Below are 15,378 nucleotides of genomic sequence, written 5' to 3'. Positions count from 1 at the left end.
TTAATATATATTTGTGTTAAATAATCTATTACATGAGAATAACTACTTCATCTCTTTTTGGTTTGTTGTTCCTCTTATTTACCAGTCTGAGGGTCAATTCACAAGAACCAATTTCTGTGCTTCCAGACCCATTTGAAGAGTTAATGCAAATGTTAAGTGCTTCAGGTACATTAGAAGGATTGGTTTATGCAGATTTCAATGCTAATGGAACTCAAGATGTTGAAGAGCCTGGCTTAGAGGCAGTAAGAGTTATTGTAGTTAATTCCAATGGAAATGGTCAAACAACCTTAACCAACTCTGATGGGCTGTGGTCAACTCAGGTCATTGAGGGTAGTGCTAATATTATAATCGATTTAACAAGTTTACCAGCCGGTTTTTTACAAACCGAAGGGACAGATCCTAGTACTTCTATCGTTATTGCTAATGACACAGTTCAGGCCGAAACCAAAGGCTTTACTTTTCAGGGGGATGCTACAGGACATTTATATTTTGATGAAAATGGTAATGGAACACAGGATACAACAGAATTGGATATGCCTAATGTTGATGTTCTTGTCACTGACCCCTATGGAAACTCTCAAACAGTAACCACGGATACAGAAGGCGATTGGGTAGCTACGGTGCTATTTGGAGATATTGAAGTTCAAGTCGTAACTTCCGATCCAGACTTCCCAACTGGTGCTTTTCAAACTGAGGGGACTAATCCCTCTTCTCATTTTATACCTCAGGGTCAAGAAACCTTTACAGAAAACGATGGCTTTTTTGAATCCGGAATTTTATCTGGAATTCTTTATTTTGATGATAATGGTAGCGGTAATCAAGATGCTGGAGAGCAAGGTATACCCAATGTGACTGTAGAGGTTACCACCTCATTAGGAGAAATTATTACCTTAACAACAGATGCGGTTGGGTCCTGGAGCACAAGAGTTCCAGAGGGAACTACAGTGTCTCAGATTGATGAAGGTGATGCCGATTTTCCAACCGGATCATCTCAAACCGATGGAGATAACCCCACTACTACAGAAATCATTAATGGTCAGACTTTTCAAGAATTTGATGGATTTTTAGGTTCTGGAATTGTAAGGGGACATCTTTATTTTGATGATAACGGAAATGGTACTCAGGATGTAGGAGAGCCAGATATGCCTGATGTGACTGTAGAAATAATTGACTCTTTCGGAAGTGTGAGCATCCTTGAAACTGATGTTAATGGTGATTGGGAAATAGAAGTTCCAGCCGGTAACACATTCTCCAATATTGATAACCTTGACCCTGATTTTCCAACTGGAGCTACACAAACCGAAGGTTCAGATCCAACCTTAACTCAATTAACTGCTGGTGACGATGTCTTGTCAGATATCGACGGTTTTTTTGAATTAGATCCTGAACTTGAGGGGACACTTACAGGACACCTCTATTTAGATACCAATGGAAATGGGAATCAAGAAAGCGGTGAGCCAGATTTACCTAATATTGATGTACAGATCACAGATTCTTTTGGGGATGTAACGATGTTAACAACGGATGCAAATGGTGATTGGTCTATTCTTGTTCCTTCCGGAAATACAACATCAGATATACAACAGAGTGATCCAGATTTTCCAATTGGTGCAGTTCAAACTGAGGGTACAGATCCTACCACTACTTTCGTGGTTGCTGAGACGACATTATTGTCTGACAATGATGGGTTTTTCAATAATGATCCCACTTTAACAGGTGTTCTTACAGGACATCTTTACTTCGATACTAATGGAAATGGAACTCAAGATGTTGGTGAACCTGACATGCCGAATGTTGATGTTGAAATTATAGACTCTTTTGGATTTGTAACTATTTTAGAAACAGATGTAAACGGAGATTGGTCTATAGAGGTACCAGCAGGAAATACATTTTCAAATATCGACGAGAATGATCCAGATTTTCCACAAGGGTCTAGTCAAACTGAAGGTACAGATCCTTCACTCACTTTTGTGATAGCAGATGTAACAACCCTTTCGGATAATGATGGTTTCTTTGTTCCAGATCCAGACCTTATCGGAACGCTATTAGGTCATCTTTATTTGGATTCTAATGGAAATGGCACTCAAGACATTGGAGAACCAGACCTACCTAATGTAGATGTGGAAATTATAGATTCGTTTGGTGTAGTTACCATTTTGGAAACTGACGTTAATGGAGATTGGGAAATTGAAGTCCCTGCAGGAAACACGTTTTCTAATATCGATGATAACGATCCTGATTTCCCGACGGGAGCTACACAAACTGAAGGAACAGATCCTAGCTTAACTTTAGTACCTGCAGAGAGTACTATTTTATCAGATAATGATGGTTTTTTTGTTACCGATCCAGATCAAACCGGCACGCTAACAGGTCATCTTTACTCAGATACTAATGCAAATGGGAATCAAGATAATGGTGAGCCAGACCTAGAGGGTATAGAACTTATCATAACCGATGTATTTGGTAGTTTAACAACTATAACTACAGATGCTTCTGGGAACTGGTCGATAACTGTTCCAGCCGGGACAACTATTTCAGACATCAACCAGCAAGGTCCTAATTTTCCTCCTGGAGCGACCCAAACTGAAGGGACAGATCCGACTTCAACATTTGTTACGGTAGGAAATACTACTTTTTCTGAAGATGATGGATTTTTTATTCCCAACCCAGACCTTAGAGGAACACTTCTTGGCCACCTTTATTTTGATGATAATGGAAATGGAACTCAGGATGTTGGAGAACCGGATATGCCCAATGTGGATGTTGAAATCATAGATGCGTTTAATAATGTATTTCTTCTTGAAACAGACGCTAATGGCGATTGGTCAATTGAAGTGCCTGCCGGGAATACCTTTTCCAATATTGATGAACAAGACCCTGACTTTCCATTAGGAGCTATCCAGACGGAAGGAACAGACCCGAGTTTAACAGTAGTAGTTGCTAATGCATCTACGTTATCAGACAATGATGGGTACTTTATTCAAGATCCTTCTCAAACGGGTAACTTGTCTGGACATTTATACTTTGATAACAATAATAACGGTACTCAGGACCCCACAGATCCAGATATGCCAAATGTAACTGTTCAAATTGTAGATGGTAATGGCATAAGCCAAAATGTAGTCACAAATGCTGAGGGAGACTGGTCCACTTTAGTTGCTCCTGGTAATGCAAGATCTACCATAGATAGGACAGATCCAGATTTCCCTCAAGGTGCAGTTCAAACTGAAGGAACCGACCCCACCATAACTCCAATAAGCGTAGGTGATGATATTGCTGAAACACCAGATGGATTTTTCACTGAAAATCAAACGGGAATTTTAAATGGAATTGTTTACGAGGATTTAAATAACAATAGTGTACAGGATAACGGTGAAGTAGGTATAGCAGATGTAGATGTTGAGATATTGGAATTTGATGGAAGTTCTCAAACTTTGTTCACAGATGCTAATGGGTTCTGGTCTACTTCCGTAGGTATTGGTGAAACACAATCTACAATAGATATAGCAGACCCAGATTTTCCTCAGGGTGCCGTCCAAACTCAGGGAAGCAATCCAACTACTACCTTTATAGCTTCTAATGCCAATGTGAATGAGACTCCTGATGGGTTTTTCCTAGAAGAGACTACTGGTGTTTTAATTGGAAAACTATATTTTGATAATAATGGAAACGGCACACAGGATAGCGATGAGGATGGAATAGCCAATGTAAGCATCACCATTACAGATACTACCGATGCTGAACTTGAAGCAGAAACCAACGGTGATGGCGATTGGTCGATAGAAGTGCTAGCGGGGGAAACTCAATCTAAGATCAACACTGATGATCCAGATTTCCCAGTCAATGCTTCACAAACTGAAGGGACTGACCCTACAACAACCACTGTTGTAGCAGGAGAAACCGTAACTTCAGATAATGATGGGTTTTTAATCGATGATATAGTCATTTTTAATGCGGTAGGTTCTGAAGGAAATCAACTCAATAGCTTTTTCAGAATAAGTGGAATTGAAAATTATCCAGAAAATAGTGTTCAGATATTTAATAGACAAGGTGTAGAAGTATTTAATGCAGAGGGCTATAATAACTCAGATATACGTTTTGACGGTTTTAGCGAGGGTAACATCACAATTCAAAAAGATAAACGTCTTCCCCCTGGAACTTACTTTTATATCATAGAATATATCAACAGAGCAGGAGAATTGCAGATGAAGAAAGGATTTTTACATTTAAATTAATACTGAATGATGACTACACGTCGAATTCTACATACAGGTTTAGTAATCTTACTTCTCATCTTGGGAAGTCAGGGATTTGCTCAGCAGGATCCTAACTTCACTCAATACATGTATAATACTATGAGCATCAACCCGGCTTATGCGGGCTCTCGAAATGTATTTAGTGCTGCAGTTCTACATAGATCTCAATGGCTGGGGTTTGATGGTGGTCCTGCCTCTCAAACCTTATCTGTGCATTCTCCTATCAAAGATGGACAGATGGGAATCGGCTTTAATGTGGTTAATGATAAAATAGGAGTAACTCAGGAAACCGACATTAACGGCGTTTATAGTTATGCGATAGAAGTGTCTCGTTTTACCAAACTATCTTTTGGATTAAATGCTGGAATAAATCTATTAAATGTTGATTTTAATGAGCTGAATCGCTTTGATAATACAGACCCTGAGTTTTTTAACAATCTTGAGAATAGAGTGTCTCCGCAGGTTGGTTTAGGGGCATTGCTTTACAACGATCAATATTTTGTAGGTTTAAGCGTGCCTTCGTTATTAAGAAACGACAGGTTTGAAGATAGTGATGTTCAAGATGCTAGCATCACCGATAGAGTTCATTACTATTTGACCGCGGGTCTTGTTTTTGATCTAAATCCTAATTTAAAGTTTAAGCCTTCTATTTTAATGAGACATGTGAGTGGAGCACCTTTATTAGCAGAAGCCTCTGCCAATTTTTTGATCAATGGTAAATTTACCGCTGGGGCAGCTTATAGACTCAATTCTGCATTCTCCGGACTTTTTGCTTTTCAGGTAAGTGACTCTGTTTTAATGGGTCTGGCTTACGACAGGGACACTTCAACTTTAGTAAATTATAATGATGGTTCTATAGAGTTTTTCGCGAGATTTGAACTCTTCAAAAGATATAAGAGAATGTATACGCCAAGATTTTTCTAATATGAAATTATATTTAAAATACATAGCACTATTGGTTATCATGTTTCTTGGCAGTATTTCTTATGCTCAAATTGATAGACTCAAGGAAGCCGATAAGATGTTTGAGGGTTACGCCTTTATCGATGCTCAAAAAATCTACTTAGAAGTTGCTCAAAGCGGCTATGAGTCTGAGAATTTATTTAGAAAGCTTGGGGATTCTTATTATTTCAACAATGATCAGGAAAAAGCCTTAGAGTGGTATGATAAATTATATCGATTAAATCCTAACCAACCTAAAGAATACTTGTTTAGATATGCACAATCTTTAAAAAGTGCAAAGAATTACGAAAAGTCAGATCAAATCATGCTTGAATTTGATGCATTAAATGATTCTGATAGTCGAGTTTCTAAATTGAAGAAAGAAAGAAATTACCTGGAATTGATAGACATGCAGTCGGGTAGATTTGAAATTAATATGCTAACTATTAATTCGGAATATTCAGAATTTTCTCCTTCATTTTATAAAGACCAATTAGTATTCGCTTCTAACAGACCAGTCTCATCCTCGGTAAAGCGTGTTCATGAATGGAATAATCAGCCTTATCTTAATCTATATAGCGTCAATATTTCAGATTCTTTAGAGATTGAATCTGAACCCCAGAACTTTTCTGAAGCATTAAATTCAAAATTTCATGAATCATCAGCTGCATTCACCAGTGATGGTAGAACGGTGTATTTCACACGTAATAACTTTTCAGGGAATAAACTCAATAGAGGTGAGGATGGAGTGAGTTATTTGAAACTCTTTAAGTCTACATTGAACACGGAAGGCGAGTGGACAAAGCCAGAAGAATTGCCTTTTAATAGCGATAATTTTTCGGTTGCTCATCCTGCTCTCAGCAACGATGATAAAATGCTTTATTTCTCTTCAGATATGGAAGGAACCATAGGAATGTCTGATTTGTTTAGAGTAAAAATAAAAGAAAATAATACTTATGGTGAACCTCAAAATCTAGGAGAACTCATCAATACCGAAGGAAGAGAAAGTTTTCCATTTGTGAGCAAAGATAATTTACTTTATTTTTCCTCCGATGGCCATTTAGGGCTTGGTGGGCTAGATGTTTTTGTGGCTGTGATTAAAGAGAATGGAGATCTAGGAGAGGTCTTCAACTTAGGAAGACCCATCAACAGTAATAAAGACGATTTTAGTTTTGTAATTAACTCGACACTTAGAAAAGGTTTTTTTGCTTCCAATAGAGGAGATGCCGATGCTAATGATAATCTTTATGCTGTAGATCAGTTAGAAAAATTAATGACGGCGTGTTCTCAAACTTTGAGTGGAAAGATTTTTACAACTAACGGAGAGGAAGCGCTTAGTGAAGCTAAAGTAGAACTTTTTGATGAGGATTTAAATCTTCTCCAGTCGACTCTTACAGATGATGAAGGCTTTTACAAATTTGAAGTTGACTGCGATACCAGATATGTAGTAAGAGTATCTAAAGATGGTTTTGCAACGCTGGAGGAGCTGGTTAAGACCAATTCTGATTTCGGGACAGAAAATGCTTTAGATTTCACAGCTCAACCTGGAAATGAATTAGGAGTTACTAAGGCTGATAAGGGTGATGATTTAAGCCAGTTGCTTCAGTTAGATCCGATATATTTTGATCTTGATAAATTTCAAATTCGACCAGACGCAGAAGTTGAACTTCAAAAAATTATTGCAGTAATGAAATCTTACCCCGAAATGCGTATCGATGTAAGATCACACACCGATAGCAGAGCTGGGGATGCTTATAATAAAATTCTTTCAGATAAAAGAGCAAATTCAACTCTAGATTATATTGTAGAAGAGTCTGGTATTAGCAGAGAGAGAATTTCTGGCAGAGGTTATGGAGAAACTCAATTGGTCAATAATTGCTCGAATGGAATTGACTGCTCCGAACAAGAACATGCTTTGAACAGGAGATCTGAATTTATTATTTTGAATGAAAATGAAACCCCAGATAATATTCGCAAGGAGATTATAGCCTCAAATCAAACGGAGCAAGCAGTTGCAAAAGAAACAGTTTCACCTAAGGATGATACAAGTGATGTAGAAAAAATTTACGACTTTCTTAATTCTACTGAAGAAGTTTATACAGTACAAATAGGTGCTTTTGGAAAAAACTCAAATATTCAGTTTGAAAAGATAGCGGACGTGTTTAGTCATGTTTATGATGATGGCTACAAGCGTTACTTTTCCAAAACCTTTACGAACAGAGAAGAGGCTGATGCCTATAAATTGGAACTTAGGTCCAAAGGTGTTGAGGGCGCTTTTGTGGTTGGCCTAAGAGGTGAAAACAGATTTTAATTCTATACAGCATTTACTAAATAATTCATAAATAGCACCTTTTGGTTAAAGGTGCTATTCTTATTTGTAAACAAATTCAAGTTATTTTGTATTTTTGAGACTATGACAGAACTTAAAGAAAACTATGTGATCCTAGTAGATGAGAATGATCATCCCCTAGGCACTATGGAAAAAATAGAAGCTCACGAAAAGGCAAAACTCCATAGAGCTTTTTCTGTATTTATTTACAATTCCAAAAATGAATTAATGTTGCAGCAACGCGCGTTGACTAAGTATCATACGCCAGGTTTATGGACCAACACCTGTTGTAGTCATCAAAAACTCGATGAATCCAATATTGAAGCAGGAAAAAGAAGACTAATGGAAGAGATGGGATTTTCTACAGATTTACAGGAAACCATTTCTTTTATCTACAAAGCTCCTTTTGAAAATGGTCTAACTGAACATGAGTACGACTATATTTTAATAGGAGAATATAACGATGTTCCTGAGCCTAACCCGGATGAGGTTAACGATTGGAAATGGATGAGCCTTGATGACATAGAAATGGATATAAAAGAAAATCCGGAACAATACACAGAGTGGTTTAAAATTATATTTGAAAAACATAAAAGTGAAATGGTAAAATCCTCAATATAAAGATATGAAAGTAACAGTACACCGTAGAGCTCATTTTAATGCTGCTCATAGATTGTATAGAAAAGATTGGGATTTTGACAAAAACGAAAAGGTATTTGGTAAGTGTAACAATCCGCAATATCATGGACATAACTATGAATTAATTGCATCGGTTACTGGTGAGATTGATCCAGAAACTGGATATGTCATGGACGTTAAGGTGCTTAAAGATTTGATCAAAGCCGAAGTTGAAGAAGCTTTTGATCATAAAAACCTAAATGAACAAGTTCCAGAATTTAAAAACCTAAATCCTACAGCAGAAAACATCTCAGTTGTTATTTGGAACAAATTGAAACCAAAACTTAAAGAGGGGCATCAATTAGAAATTACACTTTACGAAACCCCAAGAAATTTTGTAACCTATAAAGGAGAGTAAAATGTCATTAGAAAAGGGAGAAAAAGTACCAAAGTTTGAACTGAAAGATCAACATGGAAAGCTGTTTGAATCAGATTCGATAATAGGGGAAAAGCCGGTAGTCATTTACTTTTACCCAAAAGATTTTACGCCAGGTTGCACAAAAGAGGCCTGTAGCTTTAGAGATAGTTATGAAGATTTTCAAGAGGCTGGAGCAGAAGTTATTGGTATAAGTAATGATAGTGAAGCTTCACATGCCAAATTTTCAAAAAAATTTAAGCTTCCTTTTACCTTACTTTCGGATGAGAAAGGTAGAGTAAGGAAGAAATTTGGAATTAAAAAAAGCCTTTTAGGCTTGGTGCCCGGTAGAGAAACTTTTGTTATTAATGCTGATGGTGAAGTAATATTTAAATTCAATAGTCTAGATGCTTCCAAGCATAAGCAAAAAGCTCTTAAGGCTATAAAGAAACTTCAATAATGCTTTACCCCCTAAAATTTAAGCCTATCCTAAAAGAAAAAATCTGGGGTGGTAATAAATTGCATTTTAAGTCCTTCAAACCTCTCGATCAACAAAAAATTGGTGAAAGCTGGGAACTTAGTAACGTACCTTCAGATGTCTCCATTGTAGAAAATGGCCATCTTGAGGGATATAGTTTGCAAGAACTTATTCTCAAATTCGATTCAGATTTGATGGGTAAGTCTGTGTATGAGGCCTTCAAATCTCAATTTCCAATACTTATAAAATTTATTGAAGCTAAACAAAAGCTTTCTGTTCAACTTCATCCAGATGATAAGCTGGCGAAAGAACGGCATAACAGTTTTGGTAAAACAGAGATGTGGTATATTACTGATGCAGAGCCAGACTCTAAATTGATCATTGATTTTAAGAATGATATTACTGTTGAGGACTATAAGAAACTACTAGAGGAAGGTCAAATTGAAAGCGCTTTAAATTCCATACCAGTAAAAGAGGGAAATGCTTTTTTTATAAAGCCAGGTTTAGTTCATGCCATAGGTTCTGGTGTACTTTTAGCGGAAATTCAGCAAACATCAGATATTACCTATCGAATCTTTGACTGGAATCGCACTGATAGCGATGGAAATTCTAGAGAGCTTCATACTGATTTAGCACTAAAAGCAATTGACTTTAGTAGAAATTCTGATTATCGTATCAATTACACACCAGTTGTCAATTCTAAAGTAAATCTGGCTGAATCACCTTATTTTAAAACAAATTTTATTCAAGTTGAAGGAACTTTAGATTTCAATTATTCAGAGGTTGATTCTTTTATTATCTACATGAATGTAGGACGTGAAAAGGCTGTTCTTAACTATAATGGAACAGAATATTTTGTACATCCAAAAGAAACTATTTTGGTCCCAGCCTGTTTAGATCAACTATCTATTACTTCCACTAAAACCAAACTTTTAGAAATAAGCATATAGTCTTAAAATTAGTTTACTTTTGCAAAAAAACTAATTTTATATAAAATGGCTAGTAAAAAGCAACTTAAAAAAGACCTCAATAACCGATTTGGTGAAATCATTGACGGTGTATTAATCAATCAAAGCGCTGCTTCAGAAGATTTAAAAGATAAAACTGAAGAGCTTGTTGATGAAATTATAGCTGAATTTGACCAACAAATTGAGCAAATCAATAAAAAAGATGTTGAGAATAGAGGAAAGCACTTAAAAGAAGTAAAATCTTCCATCAACAAAAAAGCTGATGAGTTTATTAAAAAACTCAACAACTTTTAAGAATCTGATCAACTGAGGTTATTGATTATTCTTTCTTTGAGGTTTCAATAACTTCAGTTTCTAAACTTTGGTCATCATTTTTCTTTCTTACTTCGATTAATTCCTTTAGTTGTTGGCCGTAAAGTGATTTTTTCACTGGCCTTTTCAAAGAATTATAGACCGTGTCTAAATATTTTATATTAGCATCGTAAGCTTCAGTAAGGATCACATAGGGAGAGATCTCAAGGTCTTTATTATTTAAAGCAAAATTTACCGTATAGAGATATTTCCTTTTTAAAGCTGAATTGAATTTATTATTTACGCTGTCTATGCGTTCTTCATCTTTTGACTGACTTGCTTCAAAATTAGCCTGGATAAGTTCTAAACGTTCTGAATTAAATCTTTTAATGATCTCATTATATTCTTCCAGTTTTTTCTGGTTTTCAGATTCTGTTACGACTTCTAAATCAATACCGTAATTCTTTAGTGAAGTTATTATTGATAGTTCTCCGGGTTCTGCAAAGAAATTAATTAATTCTTCATAGCTCTCCCCATTATAACGATCAAGTTCTATAAACATAATTTGTGGCTCATCTATAAAGGTGCTAAAGCTGAATTCTGATGATCCTGAGATAACAATGGAATCAACATTTACAAGGCTAGAATCTCCAATTTTTTGGAGGTATACCTTACCTTTTTTGAGGCCTTTAATATTTCCGTTGATAAACAGGTTATCGTTGTTGTTTTGACAAGAGCACAATAAAAGTGATACAATAATTAGAGTAAATAGGTATTTCATGGTTTTGATTTATTATAAATTTGAAGAAATTTCCATTAAAATAGTACAGCCCAAAGCAGCATAGGTACCAACGACGTAGCCAAAAACAGCTAACAGCACACCAACACTCGTAAGTGAGGGATGAAAAGCAGATGCTACAACTGGAGCTGATGCTGCACCACCTACATTAGCTTGACTGCCAACAGCTAGGAAGAAATAAGGTGCTTTGATAAGCTTAGCAACTAGTATGAGTAATCCAGCATGAATGCTCATCCATACGATACCAATCAGGATTAAACCTGGATTTTCGAATACCGACGCTAAATCCATTTTCATGCCGATAGTGGCTACTAGAAAGTAAATGAAAATACTACCGATTTTACTGGCTCCGGTACCTTCGTAAGATTTTGCTTTTGTAAAAGATAAACCTACTCCAAAGGCAGTAGCAATAGTAATCATCCAAAAGAAAGTAGATGAAAACGATGCCAGGGCTGAAGACTTATCGCTAAAAACTTCAAAATTGGAAATTAGAAATTCTGATATATATTCTGAAGCCCAGTGAGAAAATCCTACAGCTACAAATGCAAGACCCAGCATAATCATGTAATCTTTTAGCTCTGGTGTTCTGGATACGCTTTTAGTGTAGGCAGAAACCTTAGTTTTTAATTCTTCTATAGCTGTGTTATCAGCTTTAAGCCATTTATCAATTTTATCAGACCTCCCTATGCCTAGTAATATTATAGCTAGCCAAAGGTTCGCTACCACAATGTCTACCAGTACCATTCCGCCATACTTTTCGGGATTGTATTGAAAGATTTCCAGCATAGCCGCTTGGTTGGCTCCACCGCCTATCCAACTTCCTGCCAGCGTAGATAAACCCCTCCAAACCGCATCGGGTCCTGCGCCACCAACGGTTTCTGGTGAGAATAATGAAATCAATATAATAGCTATTGGACCTCCAATTACTATACCTACAGTTCCAGTTAAAAACATGATTAAGGCTTTAAACCCTAAATTCTTAATCGCTTTTAAATCAATACTCAGAGTCATTAATACCAACGAAGCTGGTAAAAAATAGCGACTGGCAACAAAATAGAGTTCAGAAGATGAATCGCTTATGATATTTAGCGAATTAAAAATAGCTGGGATTAAGTAACACATCAACAAAGCTGGTATTACTTTATAAAATTTATACCAAAATCCAGATTTTAAGCTTGATGAATAAAATATTAAAGCTATGGAAAGCATCAATATACCAAGAACAATTGCGTCATTTGTGAATAACGGGGATGAATCCATGTTTGAAATTTAGTTCGTAAAAGTATAAATTATTGGCAAGTTTAAGAGTTTATCCAAGTTTAAAATATTGAATTAAAAATTTGGCAACTCCATCGTCTTTTGCATTTTCTATAACTCTATTGGCAGCAAGCTTTACTTCGGCTTTAGCGTTTCCAACAGCTAGCCCCATTCCGCAACCTGCAAGCATTTCAATATCATTATAATTATCTCCAAAACTCATCACTTTAGATAGGTCTGTATTAAATTCAGTTTCAAGCAAGAACTCAATAGCAGAGCGTTTAGAAATTGATTTTGGAGCAATTTCAATATAGGTGTCTTTAGATCTATATAAGTGTAATTCATCTCCATAATGAGTGTTTAGTTGATTAAAAAATTCATCAATTAGTTGGGCTTTACCCATACACATGATCTTATGAGCACCAGCTTTTTGATTGCCCCATAATTCTACAACTTTGTTATTCGACATTAAAGTTGGATTCACTTTGGTGTTATTAGCTTCACGTTGGGTCCATTTATCATCTTGTGGTGCATACCACTCATCATTTCGATACATACTCAAGTGGAGCCCTTTAATATTTAGCAGACAGATGTCTTTTACTAACTCGTAGGAAATCGTAGTACTCAGTTTAGTCTCATTTCCTGTTAAAACTAATCCGCCGTTATAAGCAACAATTGGTTGTCTCTCAAGATCCAGTTGTTTTTGTAAATGATGCATCGCTGAGGGCATTCTGGATGAAATTAGCACTGCAGGAAGATTTAAACTTTTAAAGCTAGAAATAGTTAACGGGGATAATTCCCTGTTTGCATTGAGAAGTGTCCCATCAATATCGCTACAAATTAAATTTATCATTATTAATGCTGAATTTAATAAAGACCAAATTAAAGAGTTTGGATTGTAAGTTTCTAGTTTTTTACAGACTAATGTTTGAGATTTTCTAGTCAATAAACTGAAAACTTTTATGGTATTGTTTTTAATCCCTATATATTTGAAAAAAAATCAAAATGAAATTTATTTTAGCTCTTTTATTATTATCACAAACCCTTTTAGCTTCTGATGATTGGGGTCAAAACGGACATCGTACTGTAGGAGAAACCGCGGAGCGATTCCTAAAGCGATCTGTTAAAAATAAAATTGATAAAATCTTGAACGGACAATCAATTGCAGATGCTTCTACTTATGCAGACGAGATCAAGAGCGATCGCTCGTATGATAAATATAAGCCTTGGCATTATGCTAATATACCTTTTGATCAATCCTACGCTGAAGCTGATAAAAATCCAGAAGGAGACGTTGTCTTTGGAATCGAGGAGTGTATACGTCAATTAAAATCAAATAGCTTATCCAAAAAAGAAGAGGGATTTTATCTTAAGATGCTAATCCATTTAGTCGGTGATATGCATCAACCCTTACATTTTGGTCTTAAAGAAGATAAAGGTGCCAACGATTTTAAAGTGAAATGGTTTAGACAATCTACTAACATGCATAGTGTTTGGGATACTAAAATGATTGAGAGCTATAATATGAGCTACTCAGAGCTTTCAGATAATTTACCAGAAATGTCAAAATCAGAATTAAAATCTATTAAATCTGGGACTCTTTTAGATTGGGTGGAAGAAGTTAGGGATTTAACAAGAGATGTATATAATTCAGCTGAGCAAGATGAAAACTTAAGTTATAGATATATGTACGATTGGTTTGATGTCGCAAAAATTCAAATGAAAAAAGCAGGTATCCGCTTAGCTGTTATTCTTAATGATATTTACGCGTAATCAGCGTTTAGAGATTTTGTTATGTGTAATCTGTTTTTGTCTTGAAGATTTAAACTTTTTCATAGAGCCTTTCCTCAATTTTCTATGTTTGGTAGATCTGCCCTGAACACGTTTTCTCCACATTCTGAAGCTTGAGGGTTTCATTTCCTTTTGCATAATTTTAATGACCTCTTTCTCTGTTACTCCAAATTGGAATTCTATAGCTCCAAATGGAGTTCGGTCTTCCCAGGCCATTTCTATAATTCTGTCAAGTTCTCTTACTGTAAATTCTTTCTCTTTCATATTATACATATGTGTAAGCCCACCAAATCAATACAAATTGAAGAGGTATTCTTAAAATTAATATCCATTTAGGAACACCGGCAGAAAACTTTTTTCCTCTTAACATATTGAAATGCACAAGAAAAAAAGTAACGAGCATTAAAATAATACCTATTGCAGCTAATTGTCTGGTTTCTTCAAATAATAATCCAATACCAAACAAAATCTCAAAACCACCAGAAAGCAATACTAAAAACTTTCTTGGTTTTAAATACCTGGGCATTACTCTGATGTAAGCCTTGGGTTTGATAAAATGCATTACACCTGCAAATGTATACATCGCTGCCATTAAAATTAGATCCCATTTCATATTACAAGATTATGAATTTATGTGCTGACCGCTCAAAATCTGTAGAATTTTAAGTATTTATTAATTGTATTAAGGTGAGCTTTATCAAACTTGTTCTATTAATTGATTTGTAGTTAGCGTGTTATGAATTAAGTTAGAATTTAGATAAAAAAAACCTTCAATTTTTTTGGTTGGTAAGTGGAATTAGTTGTAGTTTTGCACCCCGCTAATTGAGGTATTGAAGTAAGGTTAACGAAGAGATAAGATAGGGGTAATCTTTATTTTATTTTGCTTAAAAAGGGTTGTGAGATTCTTAGAAAGGTGTTAGTTTTGCGGTCCTGTTTTAGAGAGACAGACGTTCTTAAAAAAAAGTTTTTATTTTTCTCATAATTACTACTTGTTATATCAAAAATAAGTTTTAGTTTTGCATCCGCTTAGCGAGAGCGGTACGAGTTTAAGGGTCTTTGGTTAGATGTTAAACGACAAGAATAAAAGTTCATTGACATATTGAATTGACAATTATAAGTAGGAATACTTATAGAATTAGAAACATTAAAAAGATTAGACTAATTGTAAAAGATTAGAGTTAATTCCTGAGAAGACAATTTTAGAATTGAATTCATTTAGACGTTAAGATATATA

14 protein-coding genes are annotated in these 15,378 nt (G+C 35.5%); 9 read left to right on the top strand and 5 right to left on the bottom strand.

Annotated elements, in window-relative coordinates; all coding sequences use genetic code 11:
* Positions 1–32: 32 nt before the first annotated feature.
* From F598_RS0113265 to F598_RS0113230, 8 genes are all read left to right on the top strand, one after another.
* Complete coding sequence (locus F598_RS0113265) at positions 33–4,235, top strand: T9SS type B sorting domain-containing protein (protein ID WP_019039558.1); 4,203 nt, start codon at positions 33–35, stop codon at positions 4,233–4,235.
* 6 nt (positions 4,236–4,241) lie between these two features.
* Complete coding sequence (locus F598_RS0113260; RefSeq protein WP_019039557.1) at positions 4,242–5,180, top strand: PorP/SprF family type IX secretion system membrane protein; 939 nt, start codon at positions 4,242–4,244, stop codon at positions 5,178–5,180.
* Between the two features lies 1 nt (position 5,181).
* Entirely contained in the window at positions 5,182–7,509 is a 2,328-nt protein-coding gene (locus F598_RS0113255; RefSeq protein WP_026302726.1) for an OmpA family protein, read from the top strand.
* Positions 7,510–7,611: 102 nt separating this feature from the next.
* Positions 7,612–8,148 carry an isopentenyl-diphosphate Delta-isomerase gene (gene idi / locus F598_RS0113250; RefSeq protein WP_019039555.1) on the top strand — a complete coding sequence of 179 codons (537 nt, stop codon included), beginning with the start codon at positions 7,612–7,614 and terminating at the stop codon, positions 8,146–8,148.
* Positions 8,149–8,152: 4 nt separating this feature from the next.
* Positions 8,153–8,563: a 6-pyruvoyl trahydropterin synthase family protein gene (locus tag F598_RS0113245; protein ID WP_026302725.1), complete on the top strand. Its 411-nt coding sequence runs from the start codon at positions 8,153–8,155 to the stop codon at positions 8,561–8,563.
* Position 8,564: 1 nt separating this feature from the next.
* Positions 8,565–9,020 (top strand): peroxiredoxin, encoded by a 456-nt coding sequence (locus tag F598_RS0113240; protein WP_019039553.1) that lies wholly within the window; start codon positions 8,565–8,567, stop codon positions 9,018–9,020.
* Positions 9,020–9,988: a type I phosphomannose isomerase catalytic subunit gene (locus F598_RS0113235; RefSeq protein WP_019039552.1), complete on the top strand. Its 969-nt coding sequence runs from the start codon at positions 9,020–9,022 to the stop codon at positions 9,986–9,988. The genes F598_RS0113240 and F598_RS0113235 overlap by 1 nt, the downstream gene beginning before the upstream one ends.
* Before the next feature lie 45 nt (positions 9,989–10,033).
* A complete protein-coding gene (locus F598_RS0113230) occupies positions 10,034–10,300 on the top strand; it encodes a hypothetical protein (protein ID WP_019039551.1) in 267 nt (88 codons plus the stop codon).
* A gap of 25 nt (positions 10,301–10,325) precedes the next feature.
* Here the strand turns inward: F598_RS0113230 and F598_RS0113225 are convergent, their stop codons facing one another.
* The 3 genes from F598_RS0113225 to F598_RS0113215 are packed head-to-tail and all read right to left on the bottom strand — an operon-like array spanning position 10,326 to position 13,206.
* Positions 10,326–11,078 carry a DUF4369 domain-containing protein gene (locus F598_RS0113225; RefSeq protein WP_019039550.1) on the bottom strand — a complete coding sequence of 251 codons (753 nt, stop codon included), beginning with the start codon at positions 11,076–11,078 and terminating at the stop codon, positions 10,326–10,328.
* A 12-nt stretch (positions 11,079–11,090) separates the two neighbouring features.
* The gene (locus F598_RS0113220) at positions 11,091–12,356 is read right to left on the bottom strand and encodes a DUF819 family protein (RefSeq protein ID WP_019039549.1); all 1,266 of its coding nucleotides are present in this window, start codon (positions 12,354–12,356) and stop codon (positions 11,091–11,093) included.
* A 49-nt stretch (positions 12,357–12,405) separates the two neighbouring features.
* Positions 12,406–13,206 carry a Cof-type HAD-IIB family hydrolase gene (locus tag F598_RS0113215; protein ID WP_026302724.1) on the bottom strand — a complete coding sequence of 267 codons (801 nt, stop codon included), beginning with the start codon at positions 13,204–13,206 and terminating at the stop codon, positions 12,406–12,408.
* A gap of 152 nt (positions 13,207–13,358) precedes the next feature.
* Here F598_RS0113215 and F598_RS0113210 point away from each other — a divergent pair, with 152 nt between their 5' ends.
* On the top strand, positions 13,359–14,126 hold the full coding sequence (locus F598_RS0113210; RefSeq protein ID WP_019039547.1) for a S1/P1 nuclease: 768 nt from the start codon (positions 13,359–13,361) through the stop codon (positions 14,124–14,126).
* Here F598_RS0113210 and F598_RS0113205 read toward each other — a convergent pair whose 3' ends face one another.
* Positions 14,127–14,417 carry a TIGR03643 family protein gene (locus F598_RS0113205; protein ID WP_019039546.1) on the bottom strand — a complete coding sequence of 97 codons (291 nt, stop codon included), beginning with the start codon at positions 14,415–14,417 and terminating at the stop codon, positions 14,127–14,129.
* The gene (locus F598_RS0113200; RefSeq protein WP_019039545.1) at positions 14,410–14,757 is read right to left on the bottom strand and encodes a DoxX family protein; all 348 of its coding nucleotides are present in this window, start codon (positions 14,755–14,757) and stop codon (positions 14,410–14,412) included. The genes F598_RS0113205 and F598_RS0113200 overlap by 8 nt, the downstream gene beginning before the upstream one ends.
* Between the last annotated feature and the right edge of the window lie 621 nt (positions 14,758–15,378).

The organism is Psychroflexus tropicus DSM 15496, assembly GCF_000378765.1.
In the GTDB taxonomy this organism is placed as follows: domain Bacteria; phylum Bacteroidota; class Bacteroidia; order Flavobacteriales; family Flavobacteriaceae; genus Psychroflexus; species Psychroflexus tropicus.
Note: the sequence above shows the minus strand (reverse complement) of the source record. Positions and strands in the feature narration are given on the sequence as shown.

Excerpts from the sequence above, each read along its gene's own strand:
- F598_RS0113265 (WP_019039558.1), top strand. The coding sequence starts at position 33 with ATGAGAATAACTACTTCATCTCTTTTTGGTTTGTTGTTCCTCTTATTT.
- F598_RS0113260 (WP_019039557.1), top strand. The coding sequence starts at position 4,242 with ATGATGACTACACGTCGAATTCTACATACAGGTTTAGTAATCTTACTT.
- F598_RS0113255 (WP_026302726.1), top strand. The coding sequence starts at position 5,182 with ATGAAATTATATTTAAAATACATAGCACTATTGGTTATCATGTTTCTT.
- idi (WP_019039555.1), top strand. The coding sequence starts at position 7,612 with ATGACAGAACTTAAAGAAAACTATGTGATCCTAGTAGATGAGAATGAT.
- F598_RS0113245 (WP_026302725.1), top strand. The coding sequence starts at position 8,153 with ATGAAAGTAACAGTACACCGTAGAGCTCATTTTAATGCTGCTCATAGA.
- F598_RS0113240 (WP_019039553.1), top strand. The coding sequence starts at position 8,565 with ATGTCATTAGAAAAGGGAGAAAAAGTACCAAAGTTTGAACTGAAAGAT.
- F598_RS0113235 (WP_019039552.1), top strand. The coding sequence starts at position 9,020 with ATGCTTTACCCCCTAAAATTTAAGCCTATCCTAAAAGAAAAAATCTGG.
- F598_RS0113230 (WP_019039551.1), top strand. The coding sequence starts at position 10,034 with ATGGCTAGTAAAAAGCAACTTAAAAAAGACCTCAATAACCGATTTGGT.
- F598_RS0113225 (WP_019039550.1), bottom strand. The coding sequence starts at position 11,078 with ATGAAATACCTATTTACTCTAATTATTGTATCACTTTTATTGTGCTCT.
- F598_RS0113220 (WP_019039549.1), bottom strand. The coding sequence starts at position 12,356 with ATGGATTCATCCCCGTTATTCACAAATGACGCAATTGTTCTTGGTATA.
- F598_RS0113215 (WP_026302724.1), bottom strand. The coding sequence starts at position 13,206 with ATGATAAATTTAATTTGTAGCGATATTGATGGGACACTTCTCAATGCA.
- F598_RS0113210 (WP_019039547.1), top strand. The coding sequence starts at position 13,359 with ATGAAATTTATTTTAGCTCTTTTATTATTATCACAAACCCTTTTAGCT.
- F598_RS0113205 (WP_019039546.1), bottom strand. The coding sequence starts at position 14,417 with ATGTATAATATGAAAGAGAAAGAATTTACAGTAAGAGAACTTGACAGA.
- F598_RS0113200 (WP_019039545.1), bottom strand. The coding sequence starts at position 14,757 with ATGAAATGGGATCTAATTTTAATGGCAGCGATGTATACATTTGCAGGT.